The sequence below is a fragment of the Methylobacterium oryzae genome (genome assembly GCF_021398735.1).
In the GTDB taxonomy this organism is placed as follows: Bacteria; Pseudomonadota; Alphaproteobacteria; order Rhizobiales; family Beijerinckiaceae; genus Methylobacterium.
In genome coordinates this window covers 5128353-5150695 of the sequence record NZ_CP090349.1, presented here as the reverse complement: position 1 = coordinate 5150695, position 22343 = coordinate 5128353, and the positions used below count along the sequence as shown (strand labels likewise).

Sequence of the window (22343 nt, the reverse complement as noted above, 5' to 3'; positions counted from 1 at the left end):
CCGATGACGAGAACGCCCCGCGGATCCCGCCTGTCCGCCCTCGCGGCCGCCCTGCTCGCGAGCGTATCCCTGGCCGCCCCGGCGGCGCGCGCCGCCGACCCGATCAAGCTCGGTGTCCTCGAGGACCAGTCCGGCGACTTCGCGGTCGCCACCATCGGCAAGGTCCACGGCATCCAGCTCGCCGCGGACGAGATCAACGCCGCGGGCGGCATCGCCGGGCGCAAGCTGGAGCTCGTGATCTACGACACGCAGTCCGACAACACGCGCTATCAGGAATTCATGCGTCGGGTGCTCCAGCGCGACAAGGTCAACGCCGTCTTCGCGGGCTTCTCCAGCGCGTCCCGCGAGGCCTACCGGCCGATCGTCGACCAGCTCGACGGCTTCGCGTTCTACAACAACCAGTACGAGGGCGGCGTCTGCGACGGCCACATGGTCGTCACGGGCGCGGTGCCGGAGCAGCAGTTCTCGACGCTGATCCCGTGGATGATGGAGAAGTTCGGCAAGCGGGTCTACACGATCGCGGCCGACTACAATTTCGGTCAGATCTCGGCCGAGTGGGTGCGCAACATCGTCAAGGAGAACGGCGGCGAGATGGTCGGGGAAGAATTTATCCCCCTCGGCGTGTCGCAATTCTCGCAGACGATCCAGAACATCCAGAAGGCCAAGCCCGACATCCTGATGACGCTGCTCGTCGGGACGGCGCAGGCCTCCTACTACGAGCAGGCGGCGGCCGCGAACCTGAAGGTGCCGATGGGCTCCTCGGTCAATATCGGCCAGGGCTACGAGCACAAGCGCTTCCAGCCCCCGAGCCTCGCCAACATGTACGTGACCACGAACTACATCGAGGAGGTCGACAGCCCGTCGAGCAAGGCGTTCCTGGCCAAGTGGAAGGCGAAGTTCCCGAACGAGCCGTACGTGAACCAGGAGGCAGAGAACTCCTACCTCGCGGTCTACCTCTACAAGCAGATGGTCGAGCGGGCGAACGGCTCGACCAAGCGCGCCGACCTGCGCAAGGTCATCGCGGCGGGCGACGTCTGCGTGGACGCGCCGGAGGGCAAGGTCTGCATCGATCCGAAGAGCCAGCACGCCTCCCACACGATCTACCTCGCGAAGGTCGACGAGAAGCACGCGATCTCCTTCCCGAAGACCTGGGACAACATCCAGCCCTACTGGCTCGGGAAGGCCGGCTGCGACCTGACGCAGAAGGATCCGATGGCGCAGTACACGCCGAGCAACCCGCCGAAGCCCTGACCTGCCGGGTCGGTCATCCGCGCGCCGCGGCCCCGGGCCGGAGACGACGCGACATCGCCGGGGCCGAGGCCCCGGCCCACAGCCATCACGATCGGGCCTCCGGATGGATCTGCTGACTCACGCCTTCACGTTCCTCTACCAGATCGGCGATGCGTTCTCGTTCCTGGTCCTCTCCGCCTGCGGCCTCGCGGTGGTGTTCGGCATGATGGGCGTGATCAACCTCGCGCACGGCGAGCTGATCATGTGCGGCGCCTACGTCACGGCGGCGTCCACGCGGGCCGGGCTGCCGCTGCCGCTGGGCATCCTGGCCGGCGCACTCGTCGCCGGGGCCGTCGGCATGGTGATGGAGCGCCTCGTCATCCGCCATCTCTACGGGCGGCCCCTCGACACGATCGTGGCGACCTGGGGCATCAGCCTCGCGGCGACGCAGGGCACGCTGATGCTGCTGGGCTCCAGCATGCCGGGGATCGGCACGCCGCTCGGCAGCTTCACGGTCGGCGGCTACTCCTACTCGACCTACCGCGTCGTGCTGATGGTCGCCGCCGTGGCGGTGCTGGCCGGGCTCTACCTCGCCTTCAACGCCACCCGCTTCGGCACGCTCGCCCGCGCCACCATCCAGGTGCCGCACATGGCCGAGGCCCTCGGCGTCGACACCCGCACGGTCTACGCCCTGACCTTCGGCCTCGGCGCGGCGCTGGCGGGCCTCGCGGGCGGGCTCTACGCGCCGACCATGACCATCGTGCCGACCATGGGGACGACCTTCATCATGGAGGCCTTCGTCACCGTGGTGGTCGGCGGCGCCGACATCTTCCTCGGCACGGCGCCGGCGGCGCTCGTGCTGGGCACGGTGCGGGCGCTGCTCACGACGTGGCAGGGCCAGCTCTTCGGCCAGATCGGCCTCCTCGTCGCGGTGATCCTGGTGATCCGGGTGCTCCCGCGGGGCATCTCGGGCCTGATCCTGCGCGAGCGGGCCTGAAGCCATGGCGATGATTCCGGCGATGACCCTGCTCCGGCGCCTCGAGGGCCCGCAGACCCTGGGGCGCGGCCCGGCCTTCTGGACCGCCTTCGCCCTCGCGGTGGCGGCTGCCGTGGCCTACCCGTGGTTCGCGGACGGCTACACGGTCGGCAACACCGCCTACTTCTTCTGCTGGGTATTCATGGCGCTCGGCTTGTGCCTGATCTGGGGCTACGGCGGCGCGCTCAGCTTCGGCCAGACCGCCTTCTTCGGCCTCTCCGGCTACGCCTACGGCGTGCTCACGCTCAATGTTGGCGCGGCCTACGGCTTCACCCTGGCGGCCCTGGTGCTGGCGGTCGCGCTCTCGGCCGTGATGGCGGCGCTCCTCGGCTACTTCCTGTTCTTCGGCCGGATCGGCGGGGTGTTCCTCGGCATCATCACCCTGTCGGTGACGCTCGCCCTGGAGCGCTTCATGGCGCAGACCGCCGGTCCGGAATGGAAGATCGGGGCGGCGCGCCTCAACGGCTACAACGGCATGAGCGGCATGCCGCCCCTGACCGTGCCGTGGCTCGACGGCGACGTCGTGCTGTTTCCCGACGTCGCCCTCTACTACGGCCTCCTGGGCCTCCTGATCGTCGTCTACCTCGCGCTGCGCATCCTGGTGAACGCCCGGTTCGGCAACGTGCTGGTGGCGATCCGCGAGAACCCGGAACGGGCCGAGATGCTCGGCTACGACGTGCGGCGCTACCAGCTCGCCGCCTTCGTGATCGGCTCGGCCCTCGCGGGGCTGAGCGGCACCCTCTACACCGCCTGGGGCCAGTACATCACGCCCTCCAGCATGGGGCTCACCGCCGCCGCGCTGCCGGTGATCTGGGTCGCGGTCGGCGGCCGCGGCGACCTGACGGCGACGCTCATCGGCACGCTCGTGGTCCTCGGCGGCTTCCAGGCGCTGACGATCTACGGCAGCCAGTACGCCCTGGTGGTGATGGGCCTGCTCCTCGTCGTGGTGGTGCTGGCGGCGCCCGACGGCCTCGTGGTGGCGGCCATGCGCGGGCTCGGGCGCCTCCGCCGCCGGGAGGTGGGCCGATGAATCCGCTGCTCGAGACCCGCGATCTGAGCAAGCATTTCGGCGGGCTCCACGTCACCAACGACGTGAACTTCGCCCTCGCGGCGGGGGAGATCCACTGCCTGATCGGGCCGAACGGCGCCGGCAAGAGCACCTTCTTCCGCCTGCTGCTCGGCGAGTACACGCCGGAGCGGGGGCAGATCCTCTACGCCGGCGAGGACATCACCGCGCTCAAGCCCTTCGCGCGGATCCGGCGGGGCATGAGCGTCAAGTTCCAGGTGCCGGGCATCTTCCCGAGCCTGTCGGTGGCGCACAACCTGGAGATAGCCCTGCAGCACCATCTCGAGGGCGCCTCGCTCGGTGCCGAGATCCGCCGACTGCTCGCCTTCCTCAATCTCACCGCGGCGGCCTCCGACCGCGCCGGTAACCTCAGCCACGGGCAGAAGCAGTGGCTGGAGATCGGCATGGCGATCAGCCTCAAGCCGCGCCTGCTCCTCCTCGACGAGCCCACCGCCGGGATGTCGCCGGACGAGACCTTCGCCACCGGCGCGATGGTGCAGGCGCTCAACCGCGACGGCGTCGCCGTGCTGGCCATCGAGCACGACATGGCCTTCGTCCGGCAGATCGCCCAGCGGGTGACCGTGCTCCATGTCGGGCGCATCTTCGCTCAGGGCACCACCGACGCGATCATCGCGGACGAGCGAGTCGCCGCGATCTACCTCGGGGAAGCGGACGCGCCGCCGCTGCGGAGCGTCGCCGATGCCTGAGGCGCTCCTCGCGACGACCGGCCTCCGCGCCGGCTACGGCGGCAAGCCCGTGCTGCAGGGCATCGACCTCGCGGTCCGGCCCGGCGAGATCGTGGCGGTGATCGGCCGCAACGGCGTCGGCAAGTCGACGCTGATGCGCAGCCTCGTCGGGCTCCTGCCCGCCTCCGCGGGCGGCATCGCGTTCCGGGGTGCGGCGGTCGAGGGGCTCGCCGCCCACCGGCGCGCCCGCCTCGGCATCGGCTACGTGCCGCAAGGCCGCGATGTCTTCCCGCGCATGAGCGTCGTCGACAATCTGACGGTCGGAGCGTCGCTGCTGCCGAAGGGGGAGCGGCCGGATTACGAGCGCGCCTTCGGGCCTTTCCCGATCCTGCGGGAGCGGCGCGGGCAGCGGGCGGGGACGCTCTCGGGCGGCCAGCAGCAGCAGCTCGCCATCGGCCGCGTCCTCGTCGGCGAACCTGCGCTGATCCTCCTCGACGAGCCCTCCGAGGGCATCCAGCCCTCGGTGGTGCAGCAGATCGGCCGCACCCTGGTCGATCTCAACCACCGCACCGGGGTGACGATCGTGTTCGTGGAGCAGAACCTCGACCTGATCCGCGCCATGGCCCAGCGCAGCTACGTCATGGACAAGGGCCGGATCGTCGCGGAGCTGACGGCCCGCGACCTCGACGACCGCGACCTCGTGCGGCGCCACCTCGCCGTCTGACGACACGGCAGACAACCAAGGGAGAGACGACCATGCAGTGGCTCGACCAGTCCATCATGGCCCGCAAGGGCGTCGCCGGCGGCAAGCCCGGCCGGGAGTACAGGATCACCGAGGTCGAGCAGGGCCGCTACCACTACGTCTACGGGCCTTTCGCCGAGCCGGTGCTGACCGTCGATCCCGGCGCGGTCGTCACCGTCGAGACCCACGACGCCTTCGAGGGCAAGATCCGCCACGAGACCGACAGCCCGACGCAGATCCTGAACTTCCCCTACCTCAACCCGCAGAACGGGCCGATCTACGTCAACGGCGCCGAGAAGGGCGACTGCCTCGCGGTGGCGATCCGCTCGATCCGGCCGCGCGGCCCGCAGCCCTGCGGCACGACGCTGATCATGCCGGAATTCGGCGGCCTCGTCGCCACCGGCGACACCGCGCTCCTCAATCCGCCGCTCCCCGAGCGGGTGCGCAAGCTCGAGGTCACGGCCGAGACCGGCGTGCGCTGGAACGACCGGATCACGTTGCCCTACCAGCCGTTCATCGGCACGATCGGCACCTCGCCGGAGATCGAGGCGATCTCCTCGCTGCAGCCGGACTATTACGGCGGCAACATGGACCTGCCGGACGTGGGCGTCGGCGCGGTGATCTACCTGCCGGTGAATGCGAAGGGCGCACTCCTCTACCTCGGCGACTGCCACGCCGCGCAGGGCGACGGCGAACTCTGCGGCGTCGCGGTGGAGCACCCGACCCACACGACGGTGCAGATCGACCTGATCAAGGGCTGGACCTTCCGCTGGCCGCGGCTCGAGACCGAAGACTTCTACATGACGATCGGCTCGTCCCGGCCGATGGAGGACGCGGCGCGCATCGCCTACCGGGAGCTGATCCGCTGGCTCGCGGCCGATTTCGGCTTCGACGAGATCGACGCCTACATGCTGCTCACGCAGTGCGGGCGCGTGCGGCTCGGCAACATGGTCGATCCGAAATACACGCTCGGCGCCTCGATCACGAAGGCGATCGCCCACGCCTGATCGGCGACGGAGGAGGACGGCATGGATCTCGGGCTCAGTGGCCGCCGGGCGCTGGTGACCGGCGGCACCAAGGTATCGGCGCGGCGATCGTCGACCTGCTGGCCGACGAGGGGGCGGCGGTCGCCCTCTGCGCCCGCAACGGAGCGGAGGTCGCCGCCAAGGTGGCGGCCCTCCGCGCCAGGGGCGTGGCGGCGACCGGGCGCGCCGTCGACGTCGCCGATTCCGCCGCCCTGCGCGGCTGGGTCGCCGAGGCCGCCGATGAGCTCGGCGGCCTCGACATCGTGGTGCCGAACGTCAGCGCGCTGGCGGTCGGCAGCGACGAGGCGGCGTGGCGCAGCGGTTTCGCGGTCGACATGATGGGCACCGTCACGGCGGTCGAGGCGGCGATGCCGTACCTCGAGCGCTCCGAGGCCGGCGCGATCGTCGTCATCTCCAGCGTCTCCGGGCGCGAGATCGACTTCGCGGAGGGGCCCTACGGCGCCTTCAAGGCGGCGCTGATCCACTACGCGCAGGGCCTGGCCTTCCAGCTCGCGCCCCGGAACATCCGGGCCAACTCGGTCTCGCCCGGCAACACCTACTTCGCGGGCGGCGTCTGGCACCAGATCGAGACCGGCAACCCCGCGCTGTTCGCCGAGGCGCTCCGGCTGAACCCGACGGGACGGATGGCGCGGCCGGAGGAGGTGGCCCGCGCGGCCGTGTTCCTGGCGAGCCCGGCGGCGAGCTTCATCACCGGCACCAACCTCGTGGTCGACGGCAGCCTGACCCGCGGCGTGCAGTTCTGACTCCGCCGACAGGCGTCGCCGTCCGGGGGGCGCCTGCGGCAGTCGAAGCACGCGCGGCACATTCGATACGCAAGTTCGGCGACGAAGTCTGGAGATCGCGAGGATCCACCACACTTGCGACGCATTTCGGCCGCTCTCGGCTCTGTAAGGACAAGCTTGCCAGGTGCGCTGGCACGCGGCACTCTCGAGCTTGGCCGTTCGCGCGGCAAAGGCACGCCGCGCGGTCGCGCCGGGCTGCAGGACAGGGAAGTCCAGGGCGATGATGACGGACGATCGCATGGCCGGCGGCCTCGACGAGCGCGGGCATCCGGAGCGCGAGGCCGGGCGTCTGAGCCGCCGGTCGTTCCTGGCCGGCTCGGCCCTGGGGATCGGCGCCCTCTCGCTCGGCGGGTGCGGGACGACCGACACCCTGCTCATGGCCGAGGCGGCGAAGACCTACGGGCCGATGCCGAACGAGAAGTTCCCGATCCCGGCGGTCGACGTCAGCAAGGTCAACCCGAAATACTACCGGCGGACGGTCCAGTACGCCTCGTCGGAGGCGCCCGGCACGATCGTGGTCGATCCCGCCAACTACTACGTCTACCGCATCGAGGGTGACGGCACCGCAACCCGCTACGGCGCCAATGTCGGCCGCCAGGGCTTCCTGTGGAACGGGAACGCCTATGTCGGCCGCAAGTCCGAGTGGGCGACTTGGACCCCGCCCAAGGAGATGATCCGGCGCCAGCCCGAGGCCGCGAAATACGCCCGCGGCATGCCCGGCGGCCTCGACAACCCGCTCGGCGCGCGCACGCTCCACCTCTACCAGAACGGCGCCTATACGCTCTACACGATCTACGCCAGCAGCGACGCCGAATCGATCGGCACGGGCATCACCAGCGGTTGCGTCGGCCTGCTCAGCCAGGACATGATCCACCTCTACGCGCGCACGCCGGTGAAGACGAAGGTGGTCGTGCTGCCGGCCTGAGGGCGGGCAGCGTCCGCGCCGTCCCCGCTTCCCGGCGGCCCCGACATCCTGCAGGATCGGGTTCGCTGACGTCCGACAGCGCGCCGGGAGCGCCCGCATGGCCTACGCGACGACGATCGAAGGCACACGCTTCACTTTCCCCGACCTGCGCAGCCTGCTCGCCAAGGCCACGCCGGAGCGCTCGGGCGACCAGCTCGCCGGCCTCTGCGCCGACGGGCCGGTGGAGCGCCTGGCCGCGCAGATCGCCCTCGCGGACCTGCCGCTCAAGACCTTCCTGGCCGAGGAGCTGATCCCCTCCGATCAGGACGAGGTCTCGGACCTCATCGCCCGCCGGCACGACGCGGCCGCCTTCGCGTTGGTCTCCGCCCTCACGGTCGGCGCCTTCCGCGAGTGGCTGCTCTCCCCCGCCGCCGACGCAACGGCGCTCGCCGCCCTGTCGCCCGGCCTCACGCCCGAGATGGTCGCGGCGGTCTCCAAGATCTGCCGGCTGCAGGACCTCGTCGCCGTCGCCGCCAAGCGGCCGGTGGTGACGCGATTCCGCTCGACCATCGGCCTGCCCGGCCGGCTCGCGACCCGCAACCAGCCCAATCACCCGACCGACTCGTCCGAGGGCATCCTGATCTCGGCCCTCGACGGCCTGCTGATGGGCTCCGGCGACGCGGTCATCGGGGTCAATCCGGCGACCGATTCCCTCCCCGACTACATCCGCATCGTCGAGCTCCTGGAGACCCTGCGGCTGCGCCTCGACGTGCCGACCCAGCACTGCTGCCTCGGCCACGTCACGGTGGCGATCGAGGCCATGGCGCGCGGGGCGCCCGTCGATCTCGTGTTCCAGTCGGTGGCGGGCTCGCAGAAGGCCAATGCCGGCTTCGGCGTCGATCTCGCCGTCCTGCGCGAGGCCTCCGAGGCGGCCCGGTCGCTGGGCCGCTGCCCGGCGGGCGGTCAGTTCATGTATTTCGAGACCGGGCAGGGTTCGGCCCTCTCCGCGGACGCCAACTGGGGCGTCGATCAGCAGACCATGGAGGCGCGCGCCTACGCGGTGGCGCGGGAGTTCGACCCGCTGCTCGTCAACACGGTCGTGGGCTTCATCGGTCCCGAGTACCTCTTCAACGGCAAGCAGATCATCCGCGCCGGACTCGAGGACCACTTCTGCGGCAAGCTGCTCGGCCTGCCGATGGGCGTGGACGTCTGCTACACCAACCATGCCGACGCCGACGGCGAAGACATGGACGCCCTCCTTACCCTCTTGTGCGCGGCCGGCGTCAACTTCGTCATCACCGTGCCGGGGGCAGACGACGTGATGCTGAACTACCAGTCATTGTCGCACCACGACGTTGTCTACGCCCGCGAGACCCTGGGTCGCCGTCCGGCCCCGGAATTCGAGGCGTGGCTGCGGGCCGTGGGCATCACGGACGGGCAGGGCAGGCTGGCCAGCGCGACGGGCGCGCTGCCCCCGGCCCTGGCGGAGGCGTCCCGACTCCTGCCTGGGCGGGCCGCGTGAGCGGCGAGCCGGCCCGTCTGGGCCCCCCGACGCTGCGCGACTTGCGCGGGCTGACCCAGGCGCGCATCGCGCTCGGCGCGCACGGCGCTGGCCTGCCGACCGGCGCGGCGCTCGCCTTCGGGCTCGACCATGCCCGCGCCCGCGAGGCGGTGTGGACGCCCCTCGACGCGGCCGCGATCCGCGAAGGGCTGCGGGCGCAGGGCCTCGACGCGGTGGAGGTCCGCTCCGCCGTGGCCGACCGGGCGGAGTACCTGCGCCGGCCGGACAGGGGCCGCACCCTCGATCCGGACTCCGGGTCGGTGCTCGACGGGCACGGGCCGGGCTTCGACGTGGCGATCGTGATCGCGGACGGGCTGTCGGCGACGGCCGTCGCGCTGAACGCGGTCCCGGCGGCGGCGGCGCTGGCAGCGCGGGTGTGGCAGGCCGGCTGGCGCCTCGCGCCGGTGGTCGTCGCGAGCCAGGGACGTGTAGCGATCGGCGATCCGATCGGGGCGCGACTCGGGGCGCGCTGCGTCGTGGTTCTGATCGGGGAGCGGCCGGGTCTGTCGGCCTCCGACAGCCTGGGCTGCTACGTCACGTTCGGCCCGGCGCCGGGGCTGCCCGATTCCCGGCGGAACTGCATCTCGAACATCCGGGAGGGCGGCCTGGCGGTCGAGGCGGCCGCCGGGCAGATGGAGGCGCTGCTACGGGCGATGCTGGCCCAGGGCACTAGCGGCGTCGCGCTGCGCCGGGACGATCCCGCAGACCCGAAGGCGCTGCCGGACGCGCGGGACTGACCGCTCGGACGACCCGGGCGGACGTCACGCGCGCTCCGCGGACGGGCTGCAGCCGAAATGGGACCGGTAGCAGCGGGCGAAATGGGCCGCGCTCGTGAAGCCGCAGGCCGTCGCGATCTCCCCGATCCTGAGCGGGCTCTGGCGCAGAAGGCGGCGTCCGTGGGCGAGGCGAATCGCCCTGTACTGGGCCGAGAAGCTGAGCCCGAGCTTGTCGAGGAACAGCCGGTCGAGGTGGCGCGGGCTGATCGCCGCGAGGCGCGCCATGGCGAGGCGGCCGAGCGGCGCCTCCACGGTCTTCTCCATCGTCTCCAGCACCGCCAGCAGAGCCGGATGGTGGATTCCGTAGCGCTCGACCGCGGAGGCCCGCTGCGGGTCGTCGGCGGCGCCGATGGCGGTGTGGAGGAACCAGTCGGAGACGCGCCGGGCGAAGGCCTCGCCCATGCGTTCGGCGATCAGGGCGTGGGCCATCTCCAGGGGCGCGACGCCGCCGCCGCAGGTCAGGCGATCGCCGTCGGCGACGTAGCGCGCCCGGCTCAGGCGCGCCTCCGGGAAGGTCTCGACCGTGGCACCGGCATATTCCCAGTGGAGCGTGAACGCGCGATCGGCCAGCAGGCCCGCTTCGGCCATCAGGTAGGGACCGCCCGAGATGCCGCCGATGCGGACGCCGAGTCGGGCCATCCGCCGCAGGGTCGCGTGGATCTCGGGCCTGTCCCACCCGGTCGGCTCGCCGCCCGCGCAGACGAAGAGGGTGTGGAGGTGGCCGCGCTGGCGCGGCAGCGCCTCGGTGGGGACCTCGGCGCCCGACGAGGCGGCCACCCGGCCCTCCGACTCGCCGAAGTAGCGCAGGCGGTAGAGCGGCCGCCCGGCAAGTTCGTTGGCCGCCCGGAACGGCTCGCACCCCGAAGCGAAGGACAGCAGCGCGAAGCCGGGCACGAGGATGAAGCCGATCTCCTGTGGGCGATCCCCGGTCTCCGCCTCCATCTCGGACGCCCCCTCCGCTCCTCGATGGCTCAAACGTGCAGGAAACCGTCCGTTTCAGTCAAACGCCCGCCTCGGCATTGATCATGCTGTGTGCCGTTACCCCGTCCCGCGCGAGATCGCTTCCGGATGCCTCGACCTGCCGATCTTCCTCCGTTCCGCGCCGCCGCGGCGGCCCGTCCCGGAATCGAGCGGGAGTGTCGGCCGTGAGCCGCCGCTACGACGTCGCCGTGCTGGGTCTCGGCGCGATGGGCAGCGCCGCGCTCTACCAGCTGGCGAAGCGGGGCGCCGCGGTCATCGGGCTCGACCGCTTCGCGCCGCCCCACGCGCTCGGGTCGAGCCACGGCGAGACGCGGATCACCCGTCAGGCGGTCGGTGAGGGCGCCGACTACGTCCCCTTCGTCACCGCCTCGCACTGCATCTGGCGCGAGCTGGAGGCCGAGACGGGCGAGACCCTGCTGAACGCCTGCGGGGCGCTCGTCATGGCCCCGGGCCACGGCGTCTCCTCGCACCACGGCAAACCGGACTTCGTGGGCCGGTCCATCAGCGCCGCGGAGGGCGCCGGCATCGTCCACGAGGTGCTGACAGGGGCGGAGGTGGCCCGCCGCTTCCCGCAATTCCTGAACCTCGCGGGCGACGAGAAGGCCTATTACGAGCCGGGCGGCGGCTACGTGTTCCCGGAGCGATGCCTCGCGGCGCAGCTCGGCCGCGCGGGTGCCGCGGGCGCCGAGATCCGCACCAACTGCACGGTGGTCGGGCTGCAGCAGGACGGGAGCGGCGTCCGCATCGAGACGGCGGAGGAGACCATCCTGGCCGACCGCGCCGTCGTGGCCGCGGGCGCCTGGACGGCCCCCCTGCTCGGGAGCCCCTTCGACCGGCTCCTGACCGTCCGTCGCCAACTGCTGCACTGGTACGCGCTCGCGGACGAGACCGCCTACGGGCCGCACGCGCCGGTCTTCATCTGGATGTACGGGACGAGCGACACGGAATACCTCTACGGCTTCCCGCCGCTCGACGGGTCCATCAAGGTCGCGACGGAGCAGTACAGCACCACCACCACCGCCGACGGGGTGGAGCGCCGCGTCGATCCGTCGGAATCCGACGACATGTACCGGCTGCGCGTCGCGAACCGGCTGGCCGGCGCGACCCCGGAGGTCGTCCAGGCCGCCGCCTGCGTCTACACGGTGACCCCCGACCGCGGCTTCATCATCGACCGGCATCCCGCGATGGAGCGGATCCTGGTCGTCTCCGCCTGCTCGGGGCACGGCTTCAAGCACTCGGCCGGCATCGGCGAGGCCGTCGCCGCGGAGCTGGCTGGGACCGGTAGCACCGTCGATCTCAAGCCCTTCGCTCTGGCACGTTTCAGTTGATGCGCCGGCCAATGGCTCGTGGATTGCTTGAAACCATGCCAAGATCCGTCGACCCGAGCAGGAAAGATCCGATGCGTCTCACCGTCCGCACCCTTCTGACCACCGGTGCGCTGGCCGCGCTCGCGGCGTTCTCGACCGTCGCGCTGCCCGGCCGGGCCACGGCCGCCGACGGCGTCGACGCGATCAAGAAGCGCGGAACGCTGATCGTCGGCGTGAAGGCGGATTACAAGCCGTTCGGCTTCCGCGACCCGAGCGGGACCATCATCGGCCTGGAGCCCGACCTCGCCGCCGACCTCGCCAAGCGGCTCGGCGTGAAGCTCGAGCTCGTGCCGGTCGTCTCGGCCAACCGGATCGAGTTCCTGCAGCAGGGCAAGGTCGATCTGCTGATCGCCACCCTGTCGGACAAGCCGGAGCGCCGCCGCGTGGTGCAGGCGATCGACCCGAACTACTATTCCGACTTCGTGAACGTCCTGCTGCCCAAGTCGTCCGGCATCACCGACTGGGCGCAGCTCAAGGGCAAGCCGCTCTGCGCCACCTCGGGCGCTTGGTACAACAAGGACGTCGCGCGGACCTACGGGGCGGAGATCGTCGCCTTCGACGGGTCCGAGAAGCCGCTCTTCGCGCTCAAGCAGGGCAACTGCATCGGCTACGTCTACGACCAGAGCATGCTGCAGGGTAAGCTGCTCGACGACGACTGGAAGGCCAACTACGCGCTGCCGCTCAAGGGCATCCTCGACGCCCCGTGGATGATGGCGGTGGCGCAGGGCAACACCACGCTCCAGGCCGCGGTCGAGGACGCCACCAAGGACTGGATGAAGACCGGCTTCATCGTCAACGAGGAGAAGAAGTGGGGCATCGAGCCGACCGCTTACTCGAAGGCGATGCACGAGAAGTACAAGAACGCGACCAACTGATGCGGTTCTGCGCGACAACACCGAGCGTTAGCCCGCGATGATCGCCACGATCCAGGCGTGGTTCCAGCAGCTCTACGAGACCACGGGCTTCAACTTCACGGTCTTCTACGATCCCTACGACTGGGGCCGGTACGTGGCCGGCCTGCGGATGACGCTGCTCCTCGGGATCAGCACGATCCTGGCGAGCCTCGTCATCGGCGCCGTCGGCGCGCTCCTGCAGAGCGGGCCGTCGCGCGTCCTGCGGGCGCTGGTCAACGGCTTCGTGGTGGTCTTCCGGAACACGCCGCCGCTCGTGCAGATCTTCTTCTTCTATTTCGGCCTCGGGACGCTGCTGCCGGACATCCGCTCGGCGGACGGGCTGCGCGCGCCGATCCTCAACAACGTCCAGTGGGCGATCATCTCGCTGTCGCTGTTCGCGGGCGCGTTCAACGTGGAGATCTTCCGCTCCGGCATCGAGGCGGTGCCGCGGACCACGGTCGAGGCCGCGGAGGCCCTGGGCTACACCCGCTTCAAGGCCTACCGGTACGTCGTCCTGCCGCTGGCCCTGCGCGTCTGCCTGCCGGCGCTCAACAACAACCTGATCAACCTCCTCAAGACCACCACGCTGGCCTACGCCATCGCGGTCCCGGAGACGCTGTACGCGGTCAAGCAGATCTGGTCCGAATCGCAGAACGTGCTGGAGATGATGCTGGTGCTGCTCGCGACCTACGCGGTCCTCGTCGGCGTGCTCGTCTGGATCATGCACCGCTGGGAACGCGCCCTGCGGATCCCGGGATACGGCCGATGAAAGCTGCCGATCCGCGGGGCGGGCGACCGGGCGACCTGCCGGTGCTGCTGCCCTTCGCGCTCCCGAGGGACCGCGCGGCGGCGCGCCTGCGCCCGGCCCATCTCTGGCTGCTCACCGCGCTCGCCCTCGTCGCCGTCCCGGCCTGGGCGCAGGGCGGGGCCGCCGCGCTGTCGCCGCTGGAGGTGGTGATCAAGTGGGCGCCCCTCCTGCTCACGGGCTTCGCCTTCAACGTCGCGATCTCGCTGATGGCGATGGCGATCGGCACGGTGGCGGGCATCGGGCTCGGTCTGGCCATGCTGGCGGAGGGCCGGGTCCTGCCCCGTCTCGCGTGGTGCGCCACGCAGGTCTTCCGCAACGTGCCCTGGCTGGTCCTGCTGTTCTTCGTGATGTTCCTGGTCCCGTTCCAGGTCACTGTGTTCGGCGTCCGCGTGCCGCTGCCCGACTGGGTCAAGGCGACCTTCGGCTTCAGCCTGCCGGTCATGGCCAACGTCGCCGAGATCGTCCGCGGTGCGGTGCGCTCGGTGCCCAACACCCAGTGGGAGGCCGCCGAATCCCTGGCCTTCACCCGGCGCCAGACGATGTGGCGCATCATCCTGCCCCAGTGCGCGAAGCGCATGCTGCCGCCCTGGATGAACGTCTACTCGCTCATCGCGATGGCCACCGTGCAGGCCTCCATCGTCGGCGTCACCGAGATGCTGACGCTGACCGCGCAGGTGCACGCCGCCGAGGGCGGCCGCCCCGAGCTGTTCGCGCCGCTCTACGGCTTCGCGCTGCTCTGCTTCTTCCTCTACTGCTACCCGATCGACCGGTTCACCGCCGCCCTGGAACGCCGCTTCGAGACCCGCTGAGACCATGACGCGCGCGACCCTGGCCGCCACCCCGTCCCCGAGCTGGACCCCCGATCAGCCGATCGTCCGCGTCGTCGACGTGCACAAATCCTTCGGGACGTTCGAGGTGCTGAAGGGAATCAGCTTCGACGTCCGCAAGGGCGAGGTGGTGTGCATCATCGGCCCCTCGGGCTCGGGCAAGTCGACGCTGATCCGCTGCGTCAACGCCCTGGTGCCGGTGAGCGCGGGCTCGATCCAAGTCGAGGGGATCGAGGTGACCGATCCGCGGCTCGACAAGCTGGCGCTGCGCCGCAAGGTCGGCATGGTGTTCCAGCAGTACAACCTGTTCCCGCATAAGACCGCGCTTCAGAACGTGATGATGGCCCCCATCCACGTCCTCGGGCAGGAGAAGCGCGAGGTCGAGGCCCGGGCGCGGGCGCTCCTCGCCAAGGTCCGGCTCGCCGGCAAGGAGAACGCCTATCCGGGCGAATTGTCGGGCGGCCAGCAGCAGCGCGTGGCCATCGCCCGCTCGCTGGCGATGCGGCCGGACGTGATGCTGTTCGACGAGGTCACCGCCGCCCTCGATCCGGAGACGGTCAAGGAGGTGCTGGTGACGATCCGGGAACTCGCCGAGGAGGGCATGACCTGCATGCTCGTAACGCACGAGATGAACTTCGCCCGCGACGTCGCCGACCACATCTACTTCACCGACCGCGGCGTCATCGTCGAGCACGGCCCGCCCGCGACCTTCTTCGCCTCCGCCCAGGACGAGCGCACGCGCCGGTTCCTGTCGCAGGTGCTCTGAGCCCGCCGGGGTCAGGGCCGCGTCAGCGCGGCGCGGCCTCCCGCGCCACGATGTGGTCGGCGATCGCCCCGGCGGTGGTGAGCCAAATGGCGTCGCGGCGGTCTGCGATGTGCCGGAGCGCCTGCCGCAGGGGCCGCAGCCGGTGCGGGCGCCCGACGATGTAGGGATGGAGCGCGATGCCCATCACCAGCGGCGCGCCCCGAGACTGCTCCAGCATTTCTTCGAAGGCGTCGACGATGGCTTCGGCGAACTGGCGGCCCGTCTCCTTGCGGGCGACGATCGCGGGGATGTCGTTGAGTTCCTGCGGGTAGGGCACCGTCAGGATGCGGCCGCCGCCGCGGGTCTTGAACCAGGTCGGCTGGTCGTCGTGGTCCCAGTCGAGCAGGTAGCGGTACCCGGCCTCGGCGAGGAGATCGGGCGTCACCCGCGACTGCGAGATCCACGGCCCGAGCCACCCGGCGGGGGGGCGGCCCTCCCGCGCGGCGATCTCGCGGGTCGTCTCGGCGATCAGGGCCCGCTCCGCGTCCTCGTCGAGGGTACCCTGCCGCTCGGCGTTGGTGCGTCCGTGGCCGACGATCTCGTCGCCCCGCGCCCGGAACGCCTCGATCAGCCCGGGGCAGTCCCGGTAGAGGTTGCTGTTGACGAGCACGCTCGCCGGCATCGCCAGAGCGTCCAGCATCTCGGCGATCCGCCACGCGCCGACCCGGTTGCCCCAGTCGCGCCACGCGTAGTTGAGCACGTCCGGCTGCGGGCCGCCGGGCGCCAGCTCGGCGCCCAGGCCCTCGCCGAACGCGAAGGTCTCGAGGTTCAGCCCGACATAGACGGCCAGCCGCTTGCCCTCCGGCCAGTCGTAGACCGGGCGGTCGGGGAGGGCGCTGTAGCCGTAGCGACCGTGTCCGGCATTCGTGTCCATCAGAGCCCCCGTTACGCCGCACCGAGATAGGCCGCTTCCAGCCCCTTGTCCGCCGACAGCTCCGCGGCGGTTCCGCGCGCGACGACCCGGCCCTGCTCCAGCACGTAGCCGCGGTCGGCGACCGTGAGGGCCAGCGCCGCCATCTGGTCCACGATCAGGATGGTGACGCCCTCGTCGCGCAGCTCGGCCACGGTCGCGTAGAGGGCGTTGATCATCGCCGGGGCGAGGCCCAGCGACGGCTCGTCGAGGAGCAGGATGCGCGGGTGCGCCATCAACCCGCGGGCGATGGCCAGCATCTGCTGCTCGCCGCCGGAGAGCAGGCCCGCCCGGCTCGCCGCCCGGTCGCGCAGCCGCGGGAACCGGTCGAGCAGGCGCTCGACCTCGGCCGGGTCGATCGGCGACCCGCGCCCGAAGGCGCCGAGGCGGATGTTCTCGACGACGGTGAGCTCCGGGAAGACCTGCCGCCCCTCTGGCACCAGGACGAGGCCGCCGCGGGCGATCCGGTGGGCGGGCAGCGCGTCGACGCGCCGGTCGTCGAACACGACCGATCCCGCGACCGGGCGCAGCAGCCCCGCCAGCGCCCGCATCGCCGTGGACTTGCCGGCCCCATTCGCGCCCAGGAGCGCGACGGTCTCGCCGGGCCGCACGTCGAGATGGACGCCGTCGAGGACGGGCGCGGCGCCGTAGCCGGCGGTCAGGTCGAGGACCGAGAGGACGGCGTCCGCCGGTCCCTGCCACGGCGCGCTCCGCGGCCGGGCCGGGGTGTCGGCGCCGCCGAGATACGCGCGCAGCACCGCCGGGTCGCGCCGGATCTCAGCGGGCGTGCCGCGCGCGATCGGGCGGCCGGCATCCATGACGAGGATGTGGTCGGAGATGCCCATCACCAGCGGCATGTCGTGCTCGACCAGCACCACCGCGACGCCGCTGTCGGCGATCCGGCGGATCAGCCGGGCCAGCCGGTCGGTGTCGGCCCGCGACAGGCCGGCGGCGGGCTCGTCGAGGAGTAGCACCGCGGGGCTGCCGGCGAGCGCTCGAGCGATCTCCACGAGCCGCCGGTCGACGTGGGGCAGCTCGGCGGCCGGGCGGTCGAGGGCGCCCCGGTAGCCGACGAAGGCGAGGAGCGCGGCGGCCGTCGCGCGGTCCCGCGCCCGCGCGCGGCGCCACAGCCGGCCCGGCGCGAGGCCGAGGGCGACGTTGTCGGCCACCGGCAGCGAGCCGAACAGGCGCGTGGTCTGATAGGTGCGCGCGATGCCGGCGCGGGCGACGACGTGGGCCGGCCGCCCGGCGAGGTCGCGCCCGCCCAGCCGGATCGCCCCGGCGCTCGGGCGGTAGAAGCCCGAAACCATGTTGAGCACGGTGGTCTTGCCGGCCCCGTTCGGGCCGATCACGCTGGTGACGGCCGCCGGCCGCGCCGTGAGGTCGACGCCGTCCGCCGCCGTGATGCCGCCGAAGCGGATGCCGAGGCCCTCGAGGACGAGGGCCTCGCGCGCCGCCGTGCCGGGCAGCGGCACCTCCTCGCCCTCGGCGGCGGCCGGCGCGTCCCGGCCCCGGGGCAGCAGGCGGGCGAGGCTGCCGACCAGCCCCGAGGGCACCAGCCACAGCACCGCGAGGGTCGCGACGCCGAAGAACAGCAGGCGGTACTCGGCGAGGCCGGACAGCGCCTCCGGCAGCAGCACGGTGACGAGGGCCCCGAGGAGCGGGCCGAGCACCGTGCCGGCGCCGCCGACGATCACCGAGAGGACGAACAGGATCGACTGCGAGAACGGGAACGAGCTCGGCGCGATGAACAGCATCAGCGGCGGCAGGACAGCCCCCGCGAGGCCGGTCAGGGCGGCGGAGATCGCGAAGGCCAGGGTCTTCACCCGGACCGGGTCGAAGCCCAGAGCCGCCGCGGCGACGTCGGCGTCGCGCACGGCGCGCATCGCCCGGCCGAGGCGGCTGCGGGCGAGGATGTCGAACACGGCGAGGCTCGCCCCGGCGGCGAGCACCGCCAGCACCGCGAGGCCGGCCGGCGAGAGCGGCTCGCCGAGGAGGCTCGGCGCGTCGGTCACAACGAGGCCGTTCTGGCCGCCGGTCAGCTCGCCGCCCTCGATCAGGCCGTGCTCGACGATGAAGCCGAAGGCGATCGTCAGCATGGCGAGGTAGGGGCCCTTCACCCGCATCGCCGGCACCGCCACGAGGCCGCCGACGAGCGCCGCGATCAGGGCCGCCGCCGGGAGCGCCAGCCAGAAGCTGACGCCGTGGAGCGTCAGGATCGCGCTCGCGTAGGCGCCGATCGCGTAGAAGCCGGCCTGGCCGAAAGAGATCAGCCCCGTCAGGCCGAGGAGCACGTTGAGGCCGACGCCCGCGACCGTGGTCAGCGCCATGAGGGCGATCACGAAGTGGCTGTAGCCGGCGGTCAGCGCCACGAGGCCGAGCGCGGCGGCGGTGAGGCCGGCGATGCCGAGCCGCATCGCCGGGCCTGAGCGCAGGTACGGCATCGCGTCAGACCTTGTTGACCGCGGCGCGGCCGAGCAGGCCGTCGGGGCGCAGGGTGAGGGCCAGGATGATCACCGAGAACACCACGAGCTGCGTGTAGGTCGAGCCCAGGGTCGCGGTGACGCCGGCCTCGACGAGGCCGTAGAGCAGCCCCGCCAGGATCACCCCGGTGGCGGAACCGATGCCGCCGAGGATCGCGACCGCGAAGGCCTTGATGCCGAACAGCGTGCCGAGCTCGGCCGAGACCGAGAAGAGCGGCGCGATCAGCAGGCCCGCGATGCCGGCGAGCACTGCCGAGAGCGCGAAGGCGCAGGCCACGGTGCGGCGCACGTCGATCCCCATCAGCCGGGCGGCGTCGGCGTTCTGCGCCACGGCGAGCAGGACGCGGCCGAGATCGGTCTTCCGGAACACCGTGCGGATCGCGAAGGCAAGGGCGATCCCGACCACCGGGATCACGAGCTGCAGCGGGTAGATGCCGGTCCCGAGAATCTCCACCGGCTTCGTGGCCAGCGGCGAGGGCAGGCTGCGCGGCTCCTTGCCGAAGGTGAACAGCACGGTGTTGTCGAGCACGATGCCGCCCGCCACCGTCGCCAGGAGCCACGCGTCCGAGCCGCGCGCAACGAACGGGCGGACCAGCGCCCGCTCGACCACGAGGCCGAACAGGGCGCAGCCGGCGAGCGCCAGGACGATCGCGGCCGGCATCGGCCAGCCGAGGGTGACGCCGAGCGCGTAGGCCAGGACCGCGCCCAGGGTGACGACGCTCCCCTGCGCGAAGTTCACGGTCCCCGACACCGCGTAGGTCACGTGGAAGCCCAGGGCCACGAGCCCGTACATGCTGCCGAGGCCGAGGCCGCTGACGAGGATGGAGGTCAGCATCGCCGGGCTCAGTTGGTCACCGCGACGATCTCACCGTCCTTGAAGCGGGTGAACACGTAGTCGTTCGGCCCGAGCGCGTCGTGCTGGCCGGGCGTGAAGGGCGTGGAGTAGGTTTTGATCAGGCCCGGATAGGTGCCGATCTTGTAGAAGCCGTCGCGGACCTTCGGGCCCTCGGTGGAGCCGGCGGCCTGGATGGCGAGGGCCAGCAGGTGCGTCGCGTCGTAGGCGTTGGCGATGCCGACGGCGGGGGTGACATCGGCCATCGACTTGATCGCCGGGTACTTGGCCTTGAGCGCGTCGAGCACCGCGCTCGCCTTCGGCGACGCGTTGCCCGCGAAGGTGAAGGTCTGGATGAAATGGACCTTGCCGGCGCTCGGGCCGGCGAGCTCGTCGAAGCGGCCGCCCGCCGGGCCCCAGTGCGAGACGACCGGCACCGACCAGCCCATCCGGTCCAGCGACTTCACCACCTGGGCCGAGGGCCCGACATTGCCGACGAGGAACAGCGCGTCGGCCCCGGCCTCCTTCAGCCGGGACAGCTGGGGCACCATGTCGACGTCGTTGGCCTCGTACTTCTCGATGCCCGCCGCCGGGAGGTTGGCCGCCTGCAGGGCGTCCTTGAGGCCCTTCTGGTTCGACTCGCCCCAGGCGTTGTTGACGAGGATCATGCCGGGCTTCTTCGCCCCGTAGGTCTTCACCGCGTAGGCGACCAGCGCCTCGTCGACGAGGGCGTCGACCGCGGAGACCCGGAAGGCGTAGTTGTCGGCGGCGCCGTTGCGGGTGATGCCGGTGCCGGCCGCCCAGGGGCCGATGAACGGCACCTTCATCTGGTTGGCGATCGGCACGATCGCCATCGAGACCGGCGTGTCGAGGCCGCCGACCACCGCGACGACGCCGACCCGCTGGATCAACTCGCGGGTCGCCAGCACGCCCTTGGACGGGTTGGCCTCGTCGTCGCGGGCCACGAGCTCGAGGGGGCGTCCGAGGACGCCGCCCCTGGCGTTGATCTCGTCGATGGCGAGCCCGATCCCGCGGGAGATCGCCTCGCCGGATTTCGCGGACTGGCCGCTCAGGGCGGTCACGAGGCCGATCTTGACGGTGTCGGCCGCCTGCGCGGTCGAGACGGCGAGGCCGAGCAGCGCGCTCGTCGTCACCGCGAAGCGGCGCAGGGTCGGGGGCAGGAAGGAGGCCATGGCATGTCTCCGAGGGCGGGGCGCAGCCTGCTTTGCGCAACCTCCATGCCACCAGGAATTGGCCGCTTCGGCCGCTGCACAGACCGGTGCCTGTATCCTCGGAGGCAATCTGTGCTCAATCTGGCGTCAAAGTGCATACACTTCCTGCATGCACGGGCCGGCCTTTTGCGGCACGTTGGGCCGACAGGAGGCCTGCATGACCGACATGACCCACGATGCGGCGACCGCCCGCGATGCCGCCAACGTCACCGCCTATCTCGAGGCCTCGATGGTGCCCGATCCCGAGACGGCCGCACGCTACATGGCCCCGGGCACCCGGATCGTGTTCACCGGCGCCCGGGTGTTCAACCATCCGTCCGAGGTCACGGCCTTCAATGCCGGCCGCTACGCCTGGGTGAAGAAGCGGATGGAGCGGCTGGACGTGGTGCCGGGCGACGGCGTCACCACGGTCTACAGCCTCGGGACCCTGTACGGCGCGTGGCCGGACGGCACGCCCTTCGAGGGCAACCGCTACGTCGACCGCTTCACCGTGCGCGACGGGCTGATCGTCGGCATGGAGGTCTGGAACGACAGCGCCGAGCGCCTGCTGACCAAGCACGGCCTCACGGCCTGACGCGGCGGGCTCAGGCCCCGCCGCCCGCGACGTAGGGCGCCAGCAGGCGTGCCAGATCGCGCTCGCGCGGGGCCGGGGGCACGATCCGCGCCCGGTCGGCGACCGCGTCGAGGTGGTGGTCCATGAGCGCGGCGGCGCGCTCGGCATCGCCCGAGACCAGGGCGGCGACGATGTCCCGGTGCTCGCTCACGGCGCAGTCCGAGGAATGCGGGCGGCTGTAGAGGGACAGAATCAGGGCGCAGCGATAGCCGAGTTCCGCGACGTACCGGATCAGCACGGCGCTGCCGGTCATCTCGGCGAGCATCAGGTGGAACTCCGTGGCGAGCCGGATCGACAGCGCCTCGGGGCCGCCCCGTGCGGCCTCCTCGCGCGCGATCTGGTCCAGCAGGACCTGACGCTGCTCCGCGCTGAGCCGCCCGGCGAGGCGGCGGACCACGAGCCGCTCCAGGCCGAGGCGCACGTCGAAGGTGTCGCGCGCCTCCTCCCAGCTCGGCGTCGCCACGACGGCGATGCGGTTGCGGCGCAGATCGACCAAGCCTTCCCCGGCCAGCCGCAGCAGGGCCTGCCGGGCGATGGTGCGGCTCACCCCGAACCGCTCGCCGAGGGCGTCCTCCGGCAGCCGGTCGCCGGGGGCGAGCGCCCGTTCCACGATGGCCCGCCTCAGGGCCTGGCAGATCGCCCCGACGCGATCGCCCTCGTCTCCCGCCTTCATGGACGGCGTCCGGACTCTGTCGCCCGTGTCCGTGCGGATTGATCCGTCATGATCCTCTCTCGACGCGATCCGGCGCCCCGCATCCGGTCC

At 71.5% G+C, this 22343-nt stretch carries 21 protein-coding genes and 1 pseudogene; 16 read left to right on the top strand and 6 right to left on the bottom strand.

All coding sequences use genetic code 11. The features are described from left to right. Positions 1–3 precede the first annotated feature (3 nt). The 10 genes and pseudogenes from LXM90_RS24635 (at position 4) to eutC (ending at position 9790) form a co-directional block, all read left to right on the top strand. Complete coding sequence (locus LXM90_RS24635; RefSeq protein ID WP_020093098.1) at positions 4–1251, top strand: urea ABC transporter substrate-binding protein; 1248 nt, start codon at positions 4–6, stop codon at positions 1249–1251. Positions 1252–1354: 103 nt separating this feature from the next. Further along, the gene (locus LXM90_RS24630) at positions 1355–2227 is read left to right on the top strand and encodes an ABC transporter permease subunit (protein ID WP_234081181.1); all 873 of its coding nucleotides are present in this window, start codon (positions 1355–1357) and stop codon (positions 2225–2227) included. A 4-nt stretch (positions 2228–2231) separates the two neighbouring features. Then, positions 2232–3296, top strand: coding sequence for a branched-chain amino acid ABC transporter permease (locus LXM90_RS24625; protein ID WP_376738921.1), 1065 nt, complete (start codon positions 2232–2234; stop codon positions 3294–3296). Beyond that, positions 3293–4039, top strand: coding sequence for an ABC transporter ATP-binding protein (locus LXM90_RS24620; protein WP_020093101.1), 747 nt, complete (start codon positions 3293–3295; stop codon positions 4037–4039). Before LXM90_RS24625 ends, LXM90_RS24620 begins: the two co-directional genes overlap by 4 nt. Next, positions 4032–4742: an ABC transporter ATP-binding protein gene (locus tag LXM90_RS24615; protein WP_020093102.1), complete on the top strand. Its 711-nt coding sequence runs from the start codon at positions 4032–4034 to the stop codon at positions 4740–4742. Before LXM90_RS24620 ends, LXM90_RS24615 begins: the two co-directional genes overlap by 8 nt. Before the next feature lie 32 nt (positions 4743–4774). Next, positions 4775–5767 carry an acetamidase/formamidase family protein gene (locus LXM90_RS24610; RefSeq protein WP_234081179.1) on the top strand — a complete coding sequence of 331 codons (993 nt, stop codon included), beginning with the start codon at positions 4775–4777 and terminating at the stop codon, positions 5765–5767. Between the two features lie 21 nt (positions 5768–5788). Further along, a pseudogene (locus LXM90_RS24605) lies at positions 5789–6549 on the top strand (SDR family NAD(P)-dependent oxidoreductase). 259 nt (positions 6550–6808) lie between these two features. Further along, positions 6809–7513: a L,D-transpeptidase gene (locus tag LXM90_RS24600; protein ID WP_020093105.1), complete on the top strand. Its 705-nt coding sequence runs from the start codon at positions 6809–6811 to the stop codon at positions 7511–7513. A gap of 97 nt (positions 7514–7610) precedes the next feature. After that, positions 7611–9014 carry an ethanolamine ammonia-lyase subunit EutB gene (locus LXM90_RS24595; RefSeq protein ID WP_020093106.1) on the top strand — a complete coding sequence of 468 codons (1404 nt, stop codon included), beginning with the start codon at positions 7611–7613 and terminating at the stop codon, positions 9012–9014. Next, on the top strand, positions 9011–9790 hold the full coding sequence (gene eutC, locus LXM90_RS24590; RefSeq protein ID WP_020093107.1) for an ethanolamine ammonia-lyase subunit EutC: 780 nt from the start codon (positions 9011–9013) through the stop codon (positions 9788–9790). The genes LXM90_RS24595 and eutC overlap by 4 nt, the downstream gene beginning before the upstream one ends. A 24-nt stretch (positions 9791–9814) precedes the next feature. Here eutC and LXM90_RS24585 read toward each other — a convergent pair whose 3' ends face one another. Next, positions 9815–10771 carry a GlxA family transcriptional regulator gene (locus LXM90_RS24585; protein WP_020093108.1) on the bottom strand — a complete coding sequence of 319 codons (957 nt, stop codon included), beginning with the start codon at positions 10769–10771 and terminating at the stop codon, positions 9815–9817. A 194-nt stretch (positions 10772–10965) separates the two neighbouring features. Between LXM90_RS24585 and solA the strand changes: the two genes are divergently transcribed. From solA to LXM90_RS24560, 5 genes are all read left to right on the top strand, one after another. Continuing rightward, positions 10966–12138 carry an N-methyl-L-tryptophan oxidase gene (solA, locus tag LXM90_RS24580; RefSeq protein ID WP_020093109.1) on the top strand — a complete coding sequence of 391 codons (1173 nt, stop codon included), beginning with the start codon at positions 10966–10968 and terminating at the stop codon, positions 12136–12138. 71 nt (positions 12139–12209) lie between these two features. Continuing rightward, a complete protein-coding gene (locus tag LXM90_RS24575; RefSeq protein ID WP_020093110.1) occupies positions 12210–13052 on the top strand; it encodes a transporter substrate-binding domain-containing protein in 843 nt (280 codons plus the stop codon). A 37-nt stretch (positions 13053–13089) separates the two neighbouring features. After that, a complete protein-coding gene (locus tag LXM90_RS24570; protein WP_020093111.1) occupies positions 13090–13839 on the top strand; it encodes an amino acid ABC transporter permease in 750 nt (249 codons plus the stop codon). Beyond that, positions 13836–14687 carry an amino acid ABC transporter permease gene (locus LXM90_RS24565; protein ID WP_020093112.1) on the top strand — a complete coding sequence of 284 codons (852 nt, stop codon included), beginning with the start codon at positions 13836–13838 and terminating at the stop codon, positions 14685–14687. The genes LXM90_RS24570 and LXM90_RS24565 overlap by 4 nt, the downstream gene beginning before the upstream one ends. A 4-nt stretch (positions 14688–14691) precedes the next feature. Continuing rightward, complete coding sequence (locus tag LXM90_RS24560) at positions 14692–15471, top strand: amino acid ABC transporter ATP-binding protein (RefSeq protein ID WP_042674771.1); 780 nt, start codon at positions 14692–14694, stop codon at positions 15469–15471. A gap of 22 nt (positions 15472–15493) precedes the next feature. Here LXM90_RS24560 and LXM90_RS24555 read toward each other — a convergent pair whose 3' ends face one another. From LXM90_RS24555 to LXM90_RS24540, 4 genes are read right to left on the bottom strand one after another with little or no spacing between them, the layout of a single operon-like run. Beyond that, entirely contained in the window at positions 15494–16384 is an 891-nt protein-coding gene (locus tag LXM90_RS24555; protein WP_020093114.1) for a polysaccharide deacetylase family protein, read from the bottom strand. 11 nt (positions 16385–16395) lie between these two features. Further along, the gene (locus LXM90_RS24550) at positions 16396–18864 is read right to left on the bottom strand and encodes a branched-chain amino acid ABC transporter ATP-binding protein/permease (RefSeq protein ID WP_026604921.1); all 2469 of its coding nucleotides are present in this window, start codon (positions 18862–18864) and stop codon (positions 16396–16398) included. A 4-nt stretch (positions 18865–18868) separates the two neighbouring features. Beyond that, on the bottom strand, positions 18869–19738 hold the full coding sequence (locus tag LXM90_RS24545; protein ID WP_020093116.1) for a branched-chain amino acid ABC transporter permease: 870 nt from the start codon (positions 19736–19738) through the stop codon (positions 18869–18871). Between the two features lie 8 nt (positions 19739–19746). Continuing rightward, entirely contained in the window at positions 19747–20928 is a 1182-nt protein-coding gene (locus LXM90_RS24540) for an ABC transporter substrate-binding protein (RefSeq protein WP_234081177.1), read from the bottom strand. Positions 20929–21124: 196 nt separating this feature from the next. Here LXM90_RS24540 and LXM90_RS24535 point away from each other — a divergent pair, with 196 nt between their 5' ends. Further along, the gene (locus LXM90_RS24535) at positions 21125–21541 is read left to right on the top strand and encodes a nuclear transport factor 2 family protein (RefSeq protein ID WP_020093118.1); all 417 of its coding nucleotides are present in this window, start codon (positions 21125–21127) and stop codon (positions 21539–21541) included. Positions 21542–21551: 10 nt separating this feature from the next. Here LXM90_RS24535 and LXM90_RS24530 read toward each other — a convergent pair whose 3' ends face one another. Next, the gene (locus LXM90_RS24530; protein ID WP_020093119.1) at positions 21552–22253 is read right to left on the bottom strand and encodes a GntR family transcriptional regulator; all 702 of its coding nucleotides are present in this window, start codon (positions 22251–22253) and stop codon (positions 21552–21554) included. Positions 22254–22343: the final 90 nt, after the last annotated feature.